This window comes from Halobacterium bonnevillei (assembly GCF_009831555.1).
In the GTDB taxonomy this organism is placed as follows: Archaea; Halobacteriota; Halobacteria; order Halobacteriales; family Halobacteriaceae; genus Halobacterium; species Halobacterium bonnevillei.
In genome coordinates, this window is record NZ_WUUU01000018.1 from 14,212 (window position 1) to 30,465 (window position 16,254).

12 protein-coding genes and 1 pseudogene are annotated in these 16,254 nt (G+C 68.3%); 9 read left to right on the forward strand and 4 right to left on the reverse strand.

The features are described from left to right. Positions 1 to 76 precede the first annotated feature (76 nt). Complete coding sequence (locus tag GRX66_RS04340; protein ID WP_159525432.1) at positions 77 to 1,567, forward strand: aldehyde dehydrogenase family protein; 1,491 nt, start codon at positions 77 to 79, stop codon at positions 1,565 to 1,567. A 96-nt stretch (positions 1,568 to 1,663) separates the two neighbouring features. After that, on the forward strand, positions 1,664 to 2,215 hold the full coding sequence (locus tag GRX66_RS04345; RefSeq protein WP_159525433.1) for a helix-turn-helix domain-containing protein: 552 nt from the start codon (positions 1,664 to 1,666) through the stop codon (positions 2,213 to 2,215). A gap of 33 nt (positions 2,216 to 2,248) precedes the next feature. Here the strand turns inward: GRX66_RS04345 and GRX66_RS04350 are convergent. Further along, positions 2,249 to 5,301, reverse strand: a pseudogene (locus GRX66_RS04350) (FAD-binding and (Fe-S)-binding domain-containing protein). 124 nt (positions 5,302 to 5,425) lie between these two features. Here GRX66_RS04350 and GRX66_RS04355 point away from each other — a divergent pair. The 4 genes from GRX66_RS04355 (at position 5,426) to GRX66_RS04370 (ending at position 10,149) form a co-directional block, all read left to right on the forward strand. Then, entirely contained in the window at positions 5,426 to 6,391 is a 966-nt protein-coding gene (locus tag GRX66_RS04355) for an amidohydrolase family protein (protein WP_159525434.1), read from the forward strand. A gap of 261 nt (positions 6,392 to 6,652) precedes the next feature. Beyond that, positions 6,653 to 7,612, forward strand: coding sequence for a VOC family protein (locus GRX66_RS04360; protein WP_159525435.1), 960 nt, complete (start codon positions 6,653 to 6,655; stop codon positions 7,610 to 7,612). 68 nt (positions 7,613 to 7,680) lie between these two features. Next, positions 7,681 to 8,448, forward strand: coding sequence for an IclR family transcriptional regulator (locus tag GRX66_RS04365; RefSeq protein WP_159525436.1), 768 nt, complete (start codon positions 7,681 to 7,683; stop codon positions 8,446 to 8,448). A 153-nt stretch (positions 8,449 to 8,601) separates the two neighbouring features. Further along, on the forward strand, positions 8,602 to 10,149 hold the full coding sequence (locus GRX66_RS04370; protein ID WP_159525437.1) for a class I adenylate-forming enzyme family protein: 1,548 nt from the start codon (positions 8,602 to 8,604) through the stop codon (positions 10,147 to 10,149). 45 nt (positions 10,150 to 10,194) lie between these two features. On the opposite strand, the gene GRX66_RS04375 is transcribed toward GRX66_RS04370, so the two are convergent. Further along, the gene (locus GRX66_RS04375; protein WP_325063955.1) at positions 10,195 to 11,607 is read right to left on the reverse strand and encodes an SLC13 family permease; all 1,413 of its coding nucleotides are present in this window, start codon (positions 11,605 to 11,607) and stop codon (positions 10,195 to 10,197) included. 107 nt (positions 11,608 to 11,714) lie between these two features. On the opposite strand from GRX66_RS04375, the gene GRX66_RS04380 reads away from it, so the two are divergent. Continuing rightward, positions 11,715 to 12,341 carry an MBL fold metallo-hydrolase gene (locus tag GRX66_RS04380; RefSeq protein ID WP_159525438.1) on the forward strand — a complete coding sequence of 209 codons (627 nt, stop codon included), beginning with the start codon at positions 11,715 to 11,717 and terminating at the stop codon, positions 12,339 to 12,341. 12 nt (positions 12,342 to 12,353) lie between these two features. On the opposite strand, the gene GRX66_RS04385 is transcribed toward GRX66_RS04380, so the two are convergent. After that, a complete protein-coding gene (locus tag GRX66_RS04385; RefSeq protein ID WP_159525439.1) occupies positions 12,354 to 13,097 on the reverse strand; it encodes an ABC transporter ATP-binding protein in 744 nt (247 codons plus the stop codon). Between the two features lie 168 nt (positions 13,098 to 13,265). Here GRX66_RS04385 and GRX66_RS04390 point away from each other — a divergent pair, with 168 nt between their 5' ends. Together GRX66_RS04390 and GRX66_RS04395 are read left to right on the forward strand one after the other, a co-directional pair. Continuing rightward, complete coding sequence (locus GRX66_RS04390; protein WP_159525440.1) at positions 13,266 to 13,700, forward strand: gamma carbonic anhydrase family protein; 435 nt, start codon at positions 13,266 to 13,268, stop codon at positions 13,698 to 13,700. Between the two features lie 105 nt (positions 13,701 to 13,805). Then, complete coding sequence (locus GRX66_RS04395; RefSeq protein WP_201292919.1) at positions 13,806 to 15,800, forward strand: molybdopterin-dependent oxidoreductase; 1,995 nt, start codon at positions 13,806 to 13,808, stop codon at positions 15,798 to 15,800. 209 nt (positions 15,801 to 16,009) lie between these two features. Here the strand turns inward: GRX66_RS04395 and GRX66_RS19810 are convergent. After that, the coding region (locus GRX66_RS19810; protein ID WP_233745292.1) for a hypothetical protein at positions 16,010 to 16,254 on the reverse strand (245 nt) is incomplete at its 5' end.

Sequence of the window (16,254 nt, forward strand, 5' to 3'; positions counted from 1 at the left end):
TAACACGCACGTAACCACCGACTCTCGCTGCCGGTGGCCGTAGTTTTATCTCGTTCGTCGCGTAGTTTTACACGTCATGGCAGTCCAGCACACAGTCGCGAGTGAGTACATCGAACAGTACATCGACGGAGCGTGGGTCGGCGCCGAGAACGGCGAGACGTTCGCCGTCGAGGACCCCTCCACCCGGGAGGTCATCGCGGAGGTTCCCGCGGCGATCGAAGCGGACGTCGACGCAGCGTACGAGGCCGCTGCCGCAGCACAGACTGAGTGGGCACACCACCCGCCGGCGGCACGCGAGGAAGTACTCCAGGGCGTGCTGCACGGCATGCAGGAGCGGTCGGCGGAAATCGTCGACCTGCTCGCTCACGAGGCGGGCGGCTCCCGCATCATGGGCGAGACGTCGGTCCAGATCGCGTCCGACCAGGTCGCGGAGGCCGCCACGCTCCCGCGGCGGATGAAGGGCGAACACGCCCAGTCGAACATCCCCGGCAAGGAGAACATCGTCGAGCGCGAACCGAAGGGCGTCGTCACCGTGATTACGCCGTGGAACTTCCCGCTGAATCTCACGCTGCGGGCGGTCGCGCCCGCGATCGCGGCGGGCAACAGCGTCGTCCTCAAGCCGGCGTCGAACACCCCCATCGTCGGCGGCCTCCTAATCGCCGAACTGTTCGAGGACGCCGGGCTGCCGGACGGCGTGCTGAACGTCGTGACTGGCCACGGGTCCGACATCGGTGACCGGGTCGCCAGCCACCCGGAGAGCGACGCGGTCGCGTTCACGGGGTCGACGCCAGTCGGCCGGCAGGTCGCCGGTGCGGCCGCGGAGAACCTCGCCACGCCCGCGATGGAACTCGGGGGGAACAACGCCCACGTCGTGACTGCGGACGCGGACCTGGACGCGGCGCTCGACGCCGCAGTGTTCGGGTCGTTCGTCCACCAGGGCCAGGTCTGCATCTCCATCAACCGCCACGTCGTCCACGAGGACGTCTACGACGAGTACGTCCAGCGCCTCACGGAGCGCGCCGAATCGCTGCCGGTCGGGAGCGCTCACGACGACGACACCGTCGTCGGCCCGATCATCGACGAGTCCCAGCGCGACCAGATGCTCGAGTTCGTCGAGGAGACGGTCGACGCGGGCGCGACCCTCGAGACCGGCGGTGAGACCGTCGACGTGGACGACGCCGACGACTCGCTGGTCGTCGCGCCGACTGTCCTCTCCGACGTCACCAACGACATGTCCGCGGCGTGCTTCGAGCACTTCGGCCCCATCGCGCCCGTGATCCCGTTCTCGGACGTCGACGAGGCGGTCGAAATCGCCAACGACACCGAGTACGGGCTCTCGGGGTCCGTCCACGCCGGCGACCTGGGCACCGCGAAGGACATCGCCGACCGCATGGACACCGGAATGGTCCACATCAACGACCAGCCCGTCAACGACGAAGCCCACGTGCCCTTCAGTGGCACGAACGCGTCCGGCGTCGGCGGCTACAACAGCGAGTCGTTCCTCCGGGAAGTGACCGAGCAGAAGTGGATCAGCGTCCAGCACGAGCCCCGCGACTACCCGTTCTGAGGGCGTCACTCCGGGTCGGGGCATCCACGATTCGCGTCCTCGTGTGTTGGCCTCGCAACCAGTAGGAATTTAGCGCCGCCCCACTGACTCAGGGCTATGCAACCGTACGGGAACGACGACGTCGTCTCCCCCCGGAACATCGTCATCCTGAAAGTCAGGGTGGCGAACCCGACCGCGTCGACGCGCGAACTGGCTGACATCCTCGCCGAGGACTACGGCATCGAACTCTCCCACAACCGAATCAGCGAAATACTCCGCGAGATGGCCGAGGACGGCCTCTACCGGGAGACCGTCATCCCCGACCAGAGCATCTTCAACCACTACCTCTTCCGGGTCTCCTTCTACTATCCGAACTTCGCCGAGCAGTGGGAGGACTGCTACTGGGCGCTGCGCGACGACCCACACGTCCTCATGTTCTTCAACGCGGACTCGGAGTACCACTGGCAGTTCATCACCCAGTTCCGGACGAACGACCGCATGCAGCGCTGGATCCACAACTTCTTCAAGGAGTTCGGGGAGTTCATCTCGGGGTTCCACAACACCGTCCTCCACCAGGTCCACAAGTTCCAGACCGACGCCGAGGTGTTCGACGAGATGCTGCGCGAATCAGAGGAGGGCCGCGAGTACCTCGCCGAGAACGAATCGTAGCCCGCCGCGACTGCGGCTCCGCCTGCAGGCCGTTCAGTCCGCCAGGGCTGCCGCCAGCATCTCTACCGGGGTCGGCGGGCTCTCCCGGTCCTCGGGGAAGATGTCCCCCGCGTCGCGAGCGTCCTCGTCGAGCATGTCCTCGAGTTGGGTGCGACACGACGCGCCGGGTGCGACCGCGAGTTCGCCCGGGCTGTCGTCGAGTTGCCCGACCAGGATGTCGCCGATGGCCTCGCTCATCGCGTGGTGTTCGGCCTCGTAGCCGAAGACCCGGCCATCCCGCAGCACGTCGAGTCCACCGCGTCGACGGCGTAGCCCGCGCGGCGGAGCACGCCGACGGCGTGGTGGTCTTTCTTCGTCGCCGTCTGGTGGCAGTGGCCGTGGTAGGACAGCTCCCGCGCGGGGGCGTCGAAGTCAGCGAGTTCGTCCAGGTCGAAGGCGTCCAGGTACTCGCAGACGCCGTACGTGTTCGCGGCGACCGTTTCGACAGCGTCCCCGGACAGGAGGTCGAGGTAGTCCGACTGGAACATCACGGCGTCCGATGGTTCGACGAGCACGACGTCCCAGCCGTCGGCGACTCTGGGCTCGAGGGCAGCGACGTTCGCGTCCGCGGTCTCCCGCGCCTTGTCGAGGAATCCCTTCGAGTGCGCCGGCCGACCGCTGTCGGTGCGGTCCGCGAGGTCGACGTGGACGCCCGCGGCTTCGAGGACGCGCACTGCAGCCTTCCCGATCTCCGGGTGGCTGTAGTTCGTGTAGGTATCCGGGAAGAAAACCGCGCGACGCGTCGCCTCCGACGCAGGAACGCGTGCGCCGCCTCGGGCCTCGAACCAGTCCTGGAGGGTCTCGCGCTCGAACGTCGGGAGCGTGCGCTCCTTCGCGATGCCGACCGTCTTCTCCATGAGCGTCCGGGCGCCCGGGAGGGCTGGCAGGCGGTTAGCGATTGGCGCCGTCGCGCTCCCGAAGGTCGCGAGCGCGTCCACATTCGCGAACAGTTTGTCGCGGAGGCTCGCGCCCTCGCGCTGGTGGCGCTCGTGGACGACTTCCGCCTTCATCTTCGCCATGTCCACCTCGCTGGGGCAGTCTTTCGCGCAGCCCTTGCAACCGATGCAGAGGTCCAGCACCTCGTCGACGAACTCGTCGCCGGTCGGGTCGTCCGGCAGGTCGCCGCTCATCGCCTGCCGGAGCATGTTCGCGCGGCCCCGCGTGGACGTGATCTCCTCGTCGGCCGCGCGGTAGGTCGGACACATGACGCCGCCGCCGGTGTCCTGGCTGGTGCGACAGCCGCCACAGCCGTGGCAGAGCTCCGCCATCCCCTGGAAGCCGTTCTCGTTGTCCCAGTTCAGGGTCGAATCGAACCCGGCGTCGAACTCGTACTCGGGGTCGAAGCGGAGGTTCTCGGTCATCGAGACGTCCCCGCAGACCTGCCCGGGGTTCAGCAGCCAGTCCGGGTCGAACGCCGTCTTGAGGTCGCGGAACGCCTGCCAGAGGTCGTCGCCGTACAGCTTCCGGTTCCACTGGGTGCGTGCGCGCCCGTCGCCGTGCTCGCCGGAGACGCTCCCGCCGAACTCCACAACCATGTCCGTGACGCGGTCCGCGATGTCCGCCATCGCGTCCAGGTCGGTTTCGGACTTCGTGTTCACGAGCGGGCGCACGTGCAGGACGCCCGGGCCAGCGTGGGCGTAGAACGACGCGAACGTGTCGTTGTCCGCGAGAATCTCCTGGAAGCGCGTGACGAACTCCGGGAGGTGTTCCGGCGGGACGGCCGCGTCCTCGATGAACGAGATGTGTTTCGCGTCGCTGGTCCGACCCAGGAGAATCGGGAGGCCGGACTTCCGGAGTTTCCAGTACGTCGCGCGCTCGTCGTCGTCGTGGGCTTCCAGCGCGTCGAACGCGTACCTGTCCTCCGGCCGCCTGTTCTCGTCGCCGTGGTCGACGCGGTCAGCGACCAGGTCGGCAGTCTTCTCGCGGCCGTCCGCGTCGCTGTCGGCGTAGAACTCCACGAGCAGCGCCGCCCTCGTCTTCTCGGGCAGTAACGCGACCACGTCCTCGAACTCCGCGGTGTCGCTGGCGAGGTCGATGAGCGTGTCGTCGATGAGTTCGACCGCCGCCGGGTCGTGTTCGAGGACGTGTGTGACGTCGGAGACGGCGTCCACGACGCTCTCGTAGGTCAGCAGCGTCACGGACTTCGTCTCCGGGACGGGTTCGAGTGAAACGGTGGCCGCCGTGACGATGGCCAGCGTCCCCTCGCTGCCAGCGAGCAGGCGCGCGAGGTTCACGGTCCCGGTCTGCGCTTCGTCGACGAGACGGTCGAGGTTGTACCCGGAGACGTTGCGCTTGAGGTCCGGGAACCGCGACTCGACGTCCTCGCTGTGGTCGTCGATAATCTCGAGCACGCCCGCGTAGATCCGCGCCAACAGGTCGTCGGCGTCGGCGTCCGCCTGCTCGCGGAGGTCCGCGACGTCCATCTCGCCGAGCGTCGCGACGGTGCCGTCGGCGAGCACGACCTCGCACTCCTCGACGTACGCGTCCGTCTTCCCGTACTTGAGAGAGTGTGCGCCGGTGGAGTTGTTGCCGATGGCGCCGCCGATCGCGCTCCGGTTGCCCGCTGCGGGGTCGGGCGCGAACTTCAGGCCGTGGGGCGCGAGTTCCTGATTGAGTTCCTCGAGGACCGCACCGGCCTGGGCGTGGGCCTCGCGCTCGTCGGGCCGGAGGTCGACCACCTCGTCCATGTGCCGCATGAAGTCCAGCACGACGGCCTCGTTGACCGCCTGGCCGGCGAGACTCGTGCCGCCGCCCCGGGGCATGACCGGGATCTCGCGTTCGGCACAGTACTCGACGACGGCAGCGACGTCCGCCGTACTCGTCGGGAACACGACACCGATGGGCGTCATCTCGTAGGCCGAGGCGTCAGTCGCGTACAGCTGACGCGTGTACGTGTCGAACCGGACCTCGCCGTCGACGAGCCCACGCAGGTCTTCGACCAGAGCCGGCCGTTCGACGTCGTCGCTGACGTAGTCGTAGTCCGACCGGTCGTCGACCGCGTGGAGCGCGTCCCCGTCTCGCGGCGCGCCGCGTTCGTTGGATGCCATCTATTGGCTCACCCTTGCGGGGTCACCCTCCTTGCCTTTTCGGATGCGTCGAAGCTTCGACGGCGTTCCTGTGCCGAACTCAAGGTTTATTGTCCGCGTGGTCGATGGTCACACCACTTCGAAGATGACTGTCATCGACGCGTACACGCACGTTCTCACGGAGGAATTCTACGAGACGCTGCTCGAGGAGTACGACTTCCAGGGGTTGAGCGGCGACCCGTCGTTCCTCTGGAACGTCGAGCGCCGCCTCGACCACATGGACGAGTTCGGGGTCGACAAGCAGGTGTTGACGCTCGCACTCCCGCCACTGTGGCGCGGGATGGACAACGAGACGGCCCTCGAACTGACGCGCCTGGCGAACGACGAACTCCGCAGCGTCGCGGACGAGCACCCCGACCGGTTCATCCCGGTCGGGACCGTCCCGCGCGCGAGCGACGCGTTCCTCGCGGAGTTCGACCGCTGCGTCGACGACCTGGACATGGCCGGCGTCCAGATCTTCTCGAACATCGAGGGCGAGCCCCTGGACCGGCCGCGGTTCCACGGGCTCTTCGAGCGCGCGGAGCGCCACGACGCCCCGCTGTGGATGCACCCCCAGTTGTACGAGTGGACGCCCTACGCGAGCGAGTACATGGAACACCGCCTGTTCGGGTGGCCCTTCGACACGACGCTGGCCCTGTCCCGCCTGGTGTTCGGCGGGGTCGTCCAGGAGTACGACTTCGACCTGCTCGCCCACCACGGCGGCGGCATGGTGCCGTTCTACGGCGGGCGCATCGACTCGTTCTACCAGACCCGCCTGGACTACCCGGAGAACTACGCGGACACCGACCTCCCCGACCTTGACCAGCCGGTCAGCGACTACTTCCGGGAGTTCCACGTCGACACCGCGGTCAGCGGGTCGGTCCCCGCCCACGACTGCGCGCACAGCTTCTTCGGCGACGAGAACGTCGTCTTCGGCACGGACTACCCGTTCGGACCGGGCCGCGGGCGCGCCTGGATCGAGTCCGGGCTGGACGCCGTCGACCGGATGCGCGCCGACGACGACGCGCGTGCGGGCATCCTCGGCGGGAATCTCCAGCGACTCGTCGACTGACCGACCCCATCTCGCAGCTGGGTCCCCTAGCGCCTCCACCTACCGTCTCCTCCTGCCGCCTCCACCTACCGTCTCCTCCTGCCGCCTCCACCTACCGTCTCCCCCTGTTGTCTCCGTCCCCCGACCTGACAGAGGGTATCATTTAAGGTTCGACAGGTTCCTTTGTGTGCCGTACACACTACTCATGGTCGCCACTGTCGACGCTACAGACGAGAGCACCGTACGAGGGACGCGCTCCGCCCGAGGATGGCGAGTCCACCGATGACCGCGCCGAACTCCCCCATCGCCAAACTCGGACACATCGCCGCGTACACGCCCGACCTCGAGGAGTCGCTGTGGTTCTTCGAGGACGTCCTCGGGTTCAAAGTCACCGAGCGCGTCGACGACACCGCGTACCTCCGCGGAATGCGGGACTGGGAGCACCACACGCTCAGCCTCACGGAGGGCGGCAGCGGTATCGACCACGTCGCGTTCCGCACGCGGACGCCCGAGGCTGTCGACGAACTCGCCGCACAGTTCGAGTCCGAGGGCGCCGACGTGACGCGGGTCGACGCCGGCGAGGAACGCGGGCAGGGTGAGGCCGTCCGGGTACAGCGATTCGGCCACCAGTACGAGTTCTACTACGACGTCGAGAAACCGCAGGCCCCCGAGGGGAAGCGTTCGAAACTCCACAACCGCAACTACAGCGAGGCCGAGGCCAATCGCATCGCGCCGCGGCGCATCGACCACTGTCACGTCCAGGACGGCGTCTCCCCGGAGCACGCGGCGTGGCTCCAGGACACGCTCGGCTTCCAGGTGAACGAGCGGTTCCGCGCCGAGGACGGCGAGTACTGGGGCTGGTGGCTGTCCGTCACTCCGCTCCCGCACGACATCGCCATCCACCGCGAGCCGGCGGGCACCGACCCCGCATTCCACCACGTCTCCTACCACCTTGACAGCTTCCAGGACCTCTGGGAAGCCGCCGACATCCTCGCCGAACACGGCATCGCGCCCGACGGCGGCCCCGGCCGCCACGCGATCACGCGCGCGGACTTCCTCTACGTCTCCGACCCCGCCAGCGGCCTGCGCGTCGAGTTCTTCGCGGGCCCCGGCTACCTCAACTTCGAACCCGACTGGGAGCCCATCGAGTGGACCGCCGACGAGATCGGCGGCGCCACCGACCACCAGTGGATCGGTCGCGGCCCGGAGTGGGACGGGATACCCTACGCCGGCTGGGAGTAGGCGAGAGCCCCCAACCCCGGCAGACGGGCTACGTGAAACGTTTAGTAGCTCCGTGCGAACACCGACGTATGCCGAACGAACCCGGGAAACGAACGGGGGTGAAGTCCGACGAGACGCTGTTCGCCGTCCTGGACGCGCTCCGGGGGGCGGGCGGCGCGGGCGTCACCGAACTCGCCGACGAACTCGACGTCGCGAAGAGCACCGTCCACAACCACCTCTCGTCGATGCGCGAACACGGGTTCGTCGCGAAGTCCGGCGACGAGTACCGGCTCGGCCTCGAACTGTTCAGTTACGGCCAGGAGGTCCGCAACGACATGGACGTCTACCGGGCCGCGCGACCGGTGGTCGACAGCCTCGTCGAGCAGACCGGCGAGATGGTGTGGCTGCTCGTCCCCCAGCAGGGCCGCGTGCTGTACCTCTACGGCCGCGCCGGGGAGACGTCGGTCGACGTGAACACGATACTGGGGTCGTGGGACTACATGCACTGCACGTCGGGCGGGAAGGCGATTCTCGCGCACTACGACGCGGACCGCGTCGACAGCGTCGTCGAGCGCCACGGGCTCTCCGCCCGGACCGCGAATACCATCTCGGACCGCGAGGAGCTCGCCGCGGAACTGGACGCTGTCCGCGAACAGGGGTACGCGCTGAACCTCGGGGAGGACCTCGAGGGCATCCACGCCATCGCCGTGCCGCTGCTGTACGAGGACGAGATCCAGGGGTCGATTGCGGTCGCCGGCCCCGCCCACCGCGTCAGCGAGGAGCGCTGCAAAACGGAGATTCTGGACGCGCTGATCGCGTCCACGAACGACGTCGAACTCAACCTCGCGTACGCCTGACGGTCGGGCGTTCGGCGAACTGCACAGCGAGCGCGCCGGACCGGCACAGAACCGGGCGAGGATGCGGCAATCGCTACACAGCGGCGCCAGAACCCGCGAGGACCGACACTGTTAATACTGGGTGTGGGCTTAGCTCACACAACCCAGTAACGCATGTACTACTTGGAAGCCTTCGAGCGGACAGTCCGCGTCCACCGGGACGACACCGCCATCGTCACCGACGACGGCCGCTCGTTCACGTACGGCGAGTTCGACCGGCGGAGCACAGCGCTGTCGAACGCGGTCACCGACCGCGTCGGCGACGCCCCGCTTGCCGTGCTCGCACTGAACAGCCCCGCGGCCGCAGAGGCGATGATCGCCGGCCACAAGCGCGGCACACCCACCGTCCAGCTTCCGTTCCGGGGGAAACCCGGGGAGCTCGCGGAGATGCTGTCCACCGCGGACGCGAACGCGCTGGTGTTCGACGACGCGAACGCCGACACCGCCGTCGACGTGCTCGAGGTGAGCGACGTCGACGTGGGGTTCCACGTCGGTGACGCGACCGTCGACCGCGACGACGTCGTGTCGTACGACGCCGCGCTGGAGGCCGCCGACGCCGAACTCGCCGACGACCTGCCGGCAGACGGCAAGACCAACGTCTTCTACACGAGCGGCACCACCTCGCGCCCGAAGGCGGTGGCGTTCGACGGCGAACAGATGTGGGTGGGCGCGTACCAGGGCGTCATGGAACACGGCATCGACCAGACGGACGTCGCCATCGTGACGACGCCGTGGTACCACATGGTCACGTCGGACGCCTGGCTGTACCCCCACTGGCTCGCGGGCGCGACGACGTTCCTCCACAGCGACTTCGACCCCGAGGAAGTACTGTCCTACGTCGACGAGTACGACGCCACCGGCCTGCTCGCCGTGCCGACACAGCTCTCGCTGCTGAACGACGTCCAGGCCAACGCCGACGACCCCTACGACACGGGCTCGCTGTCCTACATCCGGACCGGCGGCTCCGTGGTCACGGAGACCCTCGTCGAGCGGACGTCGAAGTACCTCTCCGAGAGCCTCTACAACACGTACGGGATGACAGAGGGCGGCCCGAACTTCACGTTCGCGCACCCGTCGGTCCAGGACGAGCACCCGGGCACCGTCGGCAAGGAGTCGTTCTCCTGGGAGGTCCGCGTCGTGGAGACGGCGCCGATTGACGAACACCCCGACCCGGAGGCGGAAGTCGACCGCGGCGAGCAGGGCGAGATCATCGCGCGCGGCCCCGGCGTCCCTGACGGCTACATCGACAACCCGGAAGCCGAGGCGAAGACGTTCTTCGGCGAGTGGCTCCGGACCCGGGACGTCGCAGAAGTCGACGAGGACGGCTTCCTCTACGTCACGGACCGCGTGGACAACATGTTCATCAGCGGCGGGGAGAACATCTATCCCGCCGAGGTCGAACGGACCATCGACGGCCACCCGCTGGTCTCCGAGAGCATGGTGTTCGGCCAGGACGACGAGGAGTGGGGGAACAAGGTCACCGCGGTCGTCGTCGCCGACCAGCCGGTGTCGGGCGAGGAACTGGACAAGTTCTGTCGCATGCACGACTCGCTGGCGAACTACAAGCGGCCCCGCGAGTACGTCGTTCGCGAGGACCCGCTCCCGCGGACGGACACCGGGACGGTGGAGCGCGAGACGGTCATCGCCGAGCACTTCGAGTAGAACGCGGTCGACGACGCCAGGGGTGTGCGCCTGTTCTCCGCGACGTCAGAACCAGAACGCGAAGACGGCGATCTGAATCGGCAGGAGGACGAGCAGCGTCGCCAGCGAACAGACGGTGGCCATCACGATGAGTTCCCGCGAGTCGACGGCGTCGAGGCCGAGAATCGCGACGAGGACCGCCGACTGGTACGGGAAGAAGTACGTGTTGAGGGCGACGGCTTCGATCATGGCGACCGGTTCGAGGGGGAGGCCGGCGCTCTGGCTGAACGTCACGAGCACGGGCGTGAGCACGCTCGCGACGGCCAGGCCCTCCATGACGAAGGTGAGTGCGATGGCGGCGATGACGAAGAACCCGAGTGCAATCGGGAGGGACCCGCCCTCCGGGAATCCCGACAGCAAGGCGGTCGCGGCGACCTCGGTGAACCCCGTCTGCTGGAGGCCTTCCGCGATGGCGAAGATGGCGCCCAGGAAGAACACGATGGAGAAGTCCGCGTTCGACGCTGCGTCCGGGCCCACGACGCCGATGCGGGGCGCGAACGCCAGCACCGTGACGACGAGCGCGCCGTACAGCGGGTGGAGGCCGTGGATCGAGTCCGTCGCCCAGATGGCGACGCCGACGAGCAGGAACGCCATCATGCGTCGGGCTTCCGCGGACGCCTCGACTGAGAGGTCGGCGCCGTTCGATGCGTCGATGGCGTCGGCGTCCCGCGGCCGGTAGAGGGCGTACGCGATAACTGTGATGACGACGGCGCGGCCCACGCCCATGACGGGACCGAGCCAGACAGCCCACTCCACCCAGCCGATGGAGAGGCCGGCGTTCGCTTCGAAGAGCCCGGTGATGATGATGTTCGCCAGCGACCCGGTGAGAATGCCGGTGCCGGCGTAGTACGTGACGAACAGCGGCCCGAGGAACAACCCGACGCGCGGCCGGCGGTCGGTGAACAGCTGGCCGATCGAAATCAGGATCGGGCCGAGGATGAGCACGCGGACGAGCGACGACGGCACGAGGACGACGAATCCGAGCGCGGCGGCCGACAGCACGACGAGGAGGTGGCGGTAGGCGACGGCGGCGTTCGCCGTGGCGTCCTCCGGGAGGACGCGGAGCGCGACGCGTTCGACAGTCGCCGCGAGGCCGCTCTGTCGCGTCGCCTCGCCGAGGAAGATGCCGAGCACGATGAGCCACGTCGCGGCCGACTGGAAGCCCGTCAGCGCGAGGTCGGAGGAGAACGCGACGCCGATGAGGCCGATGCCGAGCAGGCCAGTGAACCACGGGGAGACCGGCGAGCCGATCCAGAGGCTGATGCAGAACGCCGTGATGGCGAGCATTGCGGCCATCTCCGCGGCGACCGGCGCGTACGCGAGGATACCCGCTGCCGCCGCGACGCCGACGGGGAGCGACACCCAGGCGGGGTCGAGGTCGCGCGGGAGGGCGGTCGCGTCGGTCGGTTCACCGGACACGTGTTGACACCGTTCGCGTGATTCCACGCAAACAGTTCACATGTGTCTTCCGGAACCGGCCAGGGCGTCGGAAACGAATTTGGTGCTGCGCGCCCCAGTGGTGACCGATGCCAACCGAGATCGCGACCGACGTCTACGACCTGACGCTCGCGGAGGCCAACGGCGGCCGCTACCGGACGTTCCTCTTCGACGGCGACACGCCGACGCTCGTCGACACCGGTCTCGAGGACACCGCGGACGCGCTCGCCGACCGCCTGGCAGAACTCGACGTCGAGCCGGAGCGTCTCGTGGTCACCCACGGTGACCCCGACCACATCGGCGCCATCCAGGCGTTGACCGAGCGCTACGACCTCGAAACCTGGATTCCAGACGGGGTCGAGGTCGACGGCCACGACCCCGACTACCGCTTCGGCGACGGCGACGCTGTCGGGCAGTTCACAGCGGTCCACACGCCCGGACACACGCCGAACCACCACTCCCTCGTGGACGAGGACAGCGGCGTCGCGGTCATGGGTGACGCGGTGTTCGGCGCGGACGCGCGCGGCCTGCCCGAGGGACACTTCGTGCTGCCGCCGGCGTTCTTCTCGGCGGACCTCCAGCAGGCCGACGACTCCCTCGGGAACCTCCTCGGGTACGACTTCGACGTCGGCCTCGTCTACCACGGCGAGAGCGTCACCGGCGACGCCAGCGAGAAACTCGAACGGTTCGTGAACTTCGCCGGGAAGCCAGCGTAGCCCCAGGGGCGGTCAGTCGCCGGCCGCGCCCGCCGCGCCGCCGGCCTCCTCGCCCAGGTAGGCTTCGATGACGCGCTGGTTGTTCTGGATCTCCTCGGGGGTCCCGGTCGCGATCAGTTGGGCGTTGTCGAGGACGAACACGCGCTCGCTGACCGACATCAATGCGCGCATCACGTGGTCTATGAGGAACACCGTCTTCCCGGTGTCGGCGATGTCGCCGATGAGGTCGACGATGTCCTCGGTCTCCTCGGTGTCGAGGCCGCCCGCCACCTCGTCGAACAGGAGCACCTCCGGGTCCGTCGCGAGCGCGCGTGCGATCTCGAGTCGCTTGAGAGCGCCGACACTGAGTTCGTCCGGCGTGGTGTGTGCCATATCGTGGAGACCGACGAACTCAAGGACCTCGTGGGCGCGCTCCACGGCGTCATCGACGTCGCGCCCGCCGAACTCCGCGCCGACTTCGGCGTTCTCCAGCAGTGTGAGGTTCTCGAACGGATGGACAATCTGGTGGGTGCGGACGAGACCGCGGTGGCAGATCTCGTGCGGCGAGAGCCCGGTGACGTCCTCGCCGTCGAGGAACACGCGTCCCTGGTTCGGTTCCTGAACGCCGGAGATGAGCCTGAAGAGCGTTGACTTCCCCGCCCCGTTCGGCCCGATGAGTCCGACAGTCTCGCCGCGCTCGATGCTGAACGAGACGTCGTCGACGGCGATGATGCCGCCGAAGTTCTTCGTGAGGTGCTCGCCTTCCAGGACTGCCATCTTGGTCCCGATTGCCGAGCCACGCGCATAAATGTAGCCTTCGGTGCAGTCCAAACAGTCGCGTACCCCGCGAGCGTCGGAGTCTCCCACGAATCAGGTCACGGCCGGAGGCGGCTGGCTCGAGGCATCCCAAACGTTGTACCAGTCCGGCACGTCGTCCCCGTAGAGATGATTCGGAGCTACGACGGCACCACCCCGGACATCGCCGACTCGGCGTTCGTCGACGAGCAGGCGACCGTCATCGGGAACGTGACCATCGGCCCCGAGGCGAGCGTCTGGCCGGGTGCAGTCCTCCGCGGCGACCACGGCGAGATCGTCCTGGGCGAGCGCGCGAACGTCCAGGACAACGCGACGCTCCACGAAGCCGCGGTGATGGAAGCGGGCGCGACCGTCGGGGCCGAGAGCGTGGTTGGCGCGAACAGCACGGTGACCGACGGCACCGATATCCCAGCCAACGTCCTGGCGATGGGCACGCCGGCTGAACCAGTCCGCGACCTCCCGGACTCCAGGTGGACTGAGACTGGTGACTACTACGCGGACCTCGCAGCCGAGTACGCTGCCACGTCCCACGTCGTCGAGAGTGGGCCAGTCCGCCCCGAGTAGGGCGGTATCGGGACGAGTCGGTCGTGCGGATATCCGGCCGGGCGTTCTGTGAGAGGGATTGACGCGGGGAAAACGGTTTTAGTCGTATTGGGTGTAGTGCGAGGCGTGAACTTGCAGCGCCTGTTCCGTCCGGACCGTATCGCAGTCGTCGGCGCCTCCGCGACCGAGGGGAAACTCGGGTACGAGGCGATGGCGAACGCCGTCGAGTTCGCGGGCGACGTCTACCCCGTGAACCCGTCCGGCGAGGGGTCCGTGTTCGGGCAACCGTTCGTGGACTCCGTGACAGACATCGAGGAGCGCGTCGACCTCGCGCTGCTCGCCGTACCCCCACAGGTCGTCCCCGGGGTCGTCGAGGAATGCGGCGAGGCCGGGGTCGGCGGCGCGGTCATCTACGCCGGCGGGTTCGCCGAGGCCGGCGAGGAGGGCGAACAGCTCCAGGCGCAGGTCGCAGCGGCGGCCGAGGAGTACGACCTCGCGTTGCTCGGCCCGAACACGAGCGGCTTCATCGCGCCCGCGTCGAACCTCATGGCGTCGTTCGCGGGCGGCGTCGAGCACCTCCAGCCCGGCGGCGTGACGATTCTCGCCCAGAGCGGCGGGGTCGCCCACCAGCTCGCGTTCAGCGCGCACCGGGAAGGCCGCGGCATCGCGACGATGGTCGGCCTGGGGAACCGCGCGAACGTCGGCTTCGAGGAGGCCATCCCGTACTTCGACTCGGACCCGCAGACCGACGCCATCGTGCTCCACGTCGAAGGAACCGACGACGGCCGCGCGCTCCTCGAAGCGTGCAGCGAGTCCGACACGCCGGTCGTCGCGTACAAGGTCGGGCAGTCCGACGTCGGGGACTTCGCGGAGTCCCACACGGGCGCCCTCACCGGCGACCACGCGCTCTACACCGCGGGGTTCCAGCAGTACGGCGTCCCGACAGTCGAATCGACCACGGAACTGTTCGACGCGGGCCACGCGCTCGCGCAGTCACCGGAGCCAGGCGGCACGAACGTCGGCGTCGTCACCGCGCAAGCTGGCCCCGGCATCATCATCGCCGACCGTCTCCAGCGAGCGGGCGCGACCCTCCCCGAACTCGAATCGGACACACAAGACCGGGTCGCCGACATCCTCCCGGGAATCACGTACGCCGAGAATCCGGTCGACACGGGGCGGCCGATGCCCGCGTTCGGCGACGTGGTGGAAGCCGTCGCCGAGGACGGAAACGTCGACGTCGTCCTGCTGTACGAGCTGTTCGAGGACGCACTCGGCTTCCCGCAGGAGGCCCTCGACGGCCTCGCCGAGCGCGTGGACAAGCCGGTGCTGGTCGCGACTGAGGGGCCGACGGAGTCGATGGCCGAGGACCTCGACGCGCTCCGGTCGTTCGGAACCGAACACCGGTTCGTGACGCTGCGCTGCGTCGGCGACCCCCGGAACGGCTACAAGATGGACACGGCGCTGTGGACCGGCGTCCCGGTCCAGGCCATCCTGGACGACGCGGGCGCGCCAGCGGACTGCTGCGTGGTCGCCCACGGCGCCGACGACTACTACAACGAGTTCCCGCAGGCCGCCCTCGAGGACGCGCTGCTGGCGTTCCGGATGAACGGGACGGCGTTGCCGCGCGGCCACGGCGCGCCGGTCCGCCTGCTCGTGCCCGGCCACTGGGGCGAGATCAACGTGAAGTGGCTGACTGAACTCGAACTCACCACCGAGGCGGTCGAGGGCTACTGGGAGAAGCGCGGGTGGCACGGCACCGGTCCCGTGAACACCGTCGCGAAGCTCCACCACAGGGAGCGCGACGGCGACCAGGTGTCCGTCGGCGGGCACGCGTACGCCGGCACCCGCGGAATCAGCGCCGTCGAAGTGTCCACAGACGGCGGGGAGACCTGGAGCGACGCGCGAATCAGCGACCGGCTCCCCGGCGCACGCGAGGCCAGCGGGACGCAGCGCCGCGAGTTCGCGCGAGACGCGTGGCGCCACTGGCACTACGAGTTCACTGCGAGCGACACCCGGGAGGTCGTGGTCCGCGCGATCGAAGCCGACGGCACCGTCCAGCCGCGGCAGCGGACCGACGCGCATCCGCGCGGAGCCAGCGGGTGGGTCACCCAGCGAGTGTAGCGGAAACTGGCGTACCCGCGGCAGTAGCGGAAACTGGCGTACCCGCGGCCGTAGCGGAAACTGGCGTACCCGCGGCCGTAGCGGAAACTGGCGTACCCGCGGCCGTAGCGGAAACTGGCGTACCCGCGGCCGTAGCGGGAGTCAAGAAGAAAACGCGGCGAGGCTCCGAGAACAGCGGACGCGTGCTCGTTGCTATGCGGTGCGCGGCGTCAGCACTCGCTCCAGCCGCAGGACTCGCAGGTCTTGCAGCCCTCGCTGTAGTAGAGGGTCATCGACCCGCAGTCCGGGCATTCGGGGCTCTCGCCCGCGTCGATGAGCGACTGAGTGGCCGCAGTGCCGTCTCCGGCGAGCACGTCCCAGTCGCGGACGCGCTCCGTTCCCTTGACCTTCGACGCGCGATTCACGACCGTCTTCGCTCGGACGTCGGACGCCATCACGGCGTCGGCGACGTCGC

What these genes read in the sequence shown, in the direction of transcription:
- GRX66_RS04340 (WP_159525432.1), top strand. Translation starts at nt 77, where the DNA reads ATGGCAGTCCAGCACACAGTCGCGAGTGAGTACATCGAACAGTACATC.
- GRX66_RS04345 (WP_159525433.1), top strand. Translation starts at nt 1,664, where the DNA reads ATGCAACCGTACGGGAACGACGACGTCGTCTCCCCCCGGAACATCGTC.
- GRX66_RS04355 (WP_159525434.1), top strand. Translation starts at nt 5,426, where the DNA reads ATGACTGTCATCGACGCGTACACGCACGTTCTCACGGAGGAATTCTAC.
- GRX66_RS04360 (WP_159525435.1), top strand. Translation starts at nt 6,653, where the DNA reads ATGACCGCGCCGAACTCCCCCATCGCCAAACTCGGACACATCGCCGCG.
- GRX66_RS04365 (WP_159525436.1), top strand. Translation starts at nt 7,681, where the DNA reads ATGCCGAACGAACCCGGGAAACGAACGGGGGTGAAGTCCGACGAGACG.
- GRX66_RS04370 (WP_159525437.1), top strand. Translation starts at nt 8,602, where the DNA reads ATGTACTACTTGGAAGCCTTCGAGCGGACAGTCCGCGTCCACCGGGAC.
- GRX66_RS04380 (WP_159525438.1), top strand. Translation starts at nt 11,715, where the DNA reads ATGCCAACCGAGATCGCGACCGACGTCTACGACCTGACGCTCGCGGAG.
- GRX66_RS04385 (WP_159525439.1), bottom strand. Translation starts at nt 13,097, where the DNA reads ATGGCAGTCCTGGAAGGCGAGCACCTCACGAAGAACTTCGGCGGCATC.
- GRX66_RS04390 (WP_159525440.1), top strand. Translation starts at nt 13,266, where the DNA reads ATGATTCGGAGCTACGACGGCACCACCCCGGACATCGCCGACTCGGCG.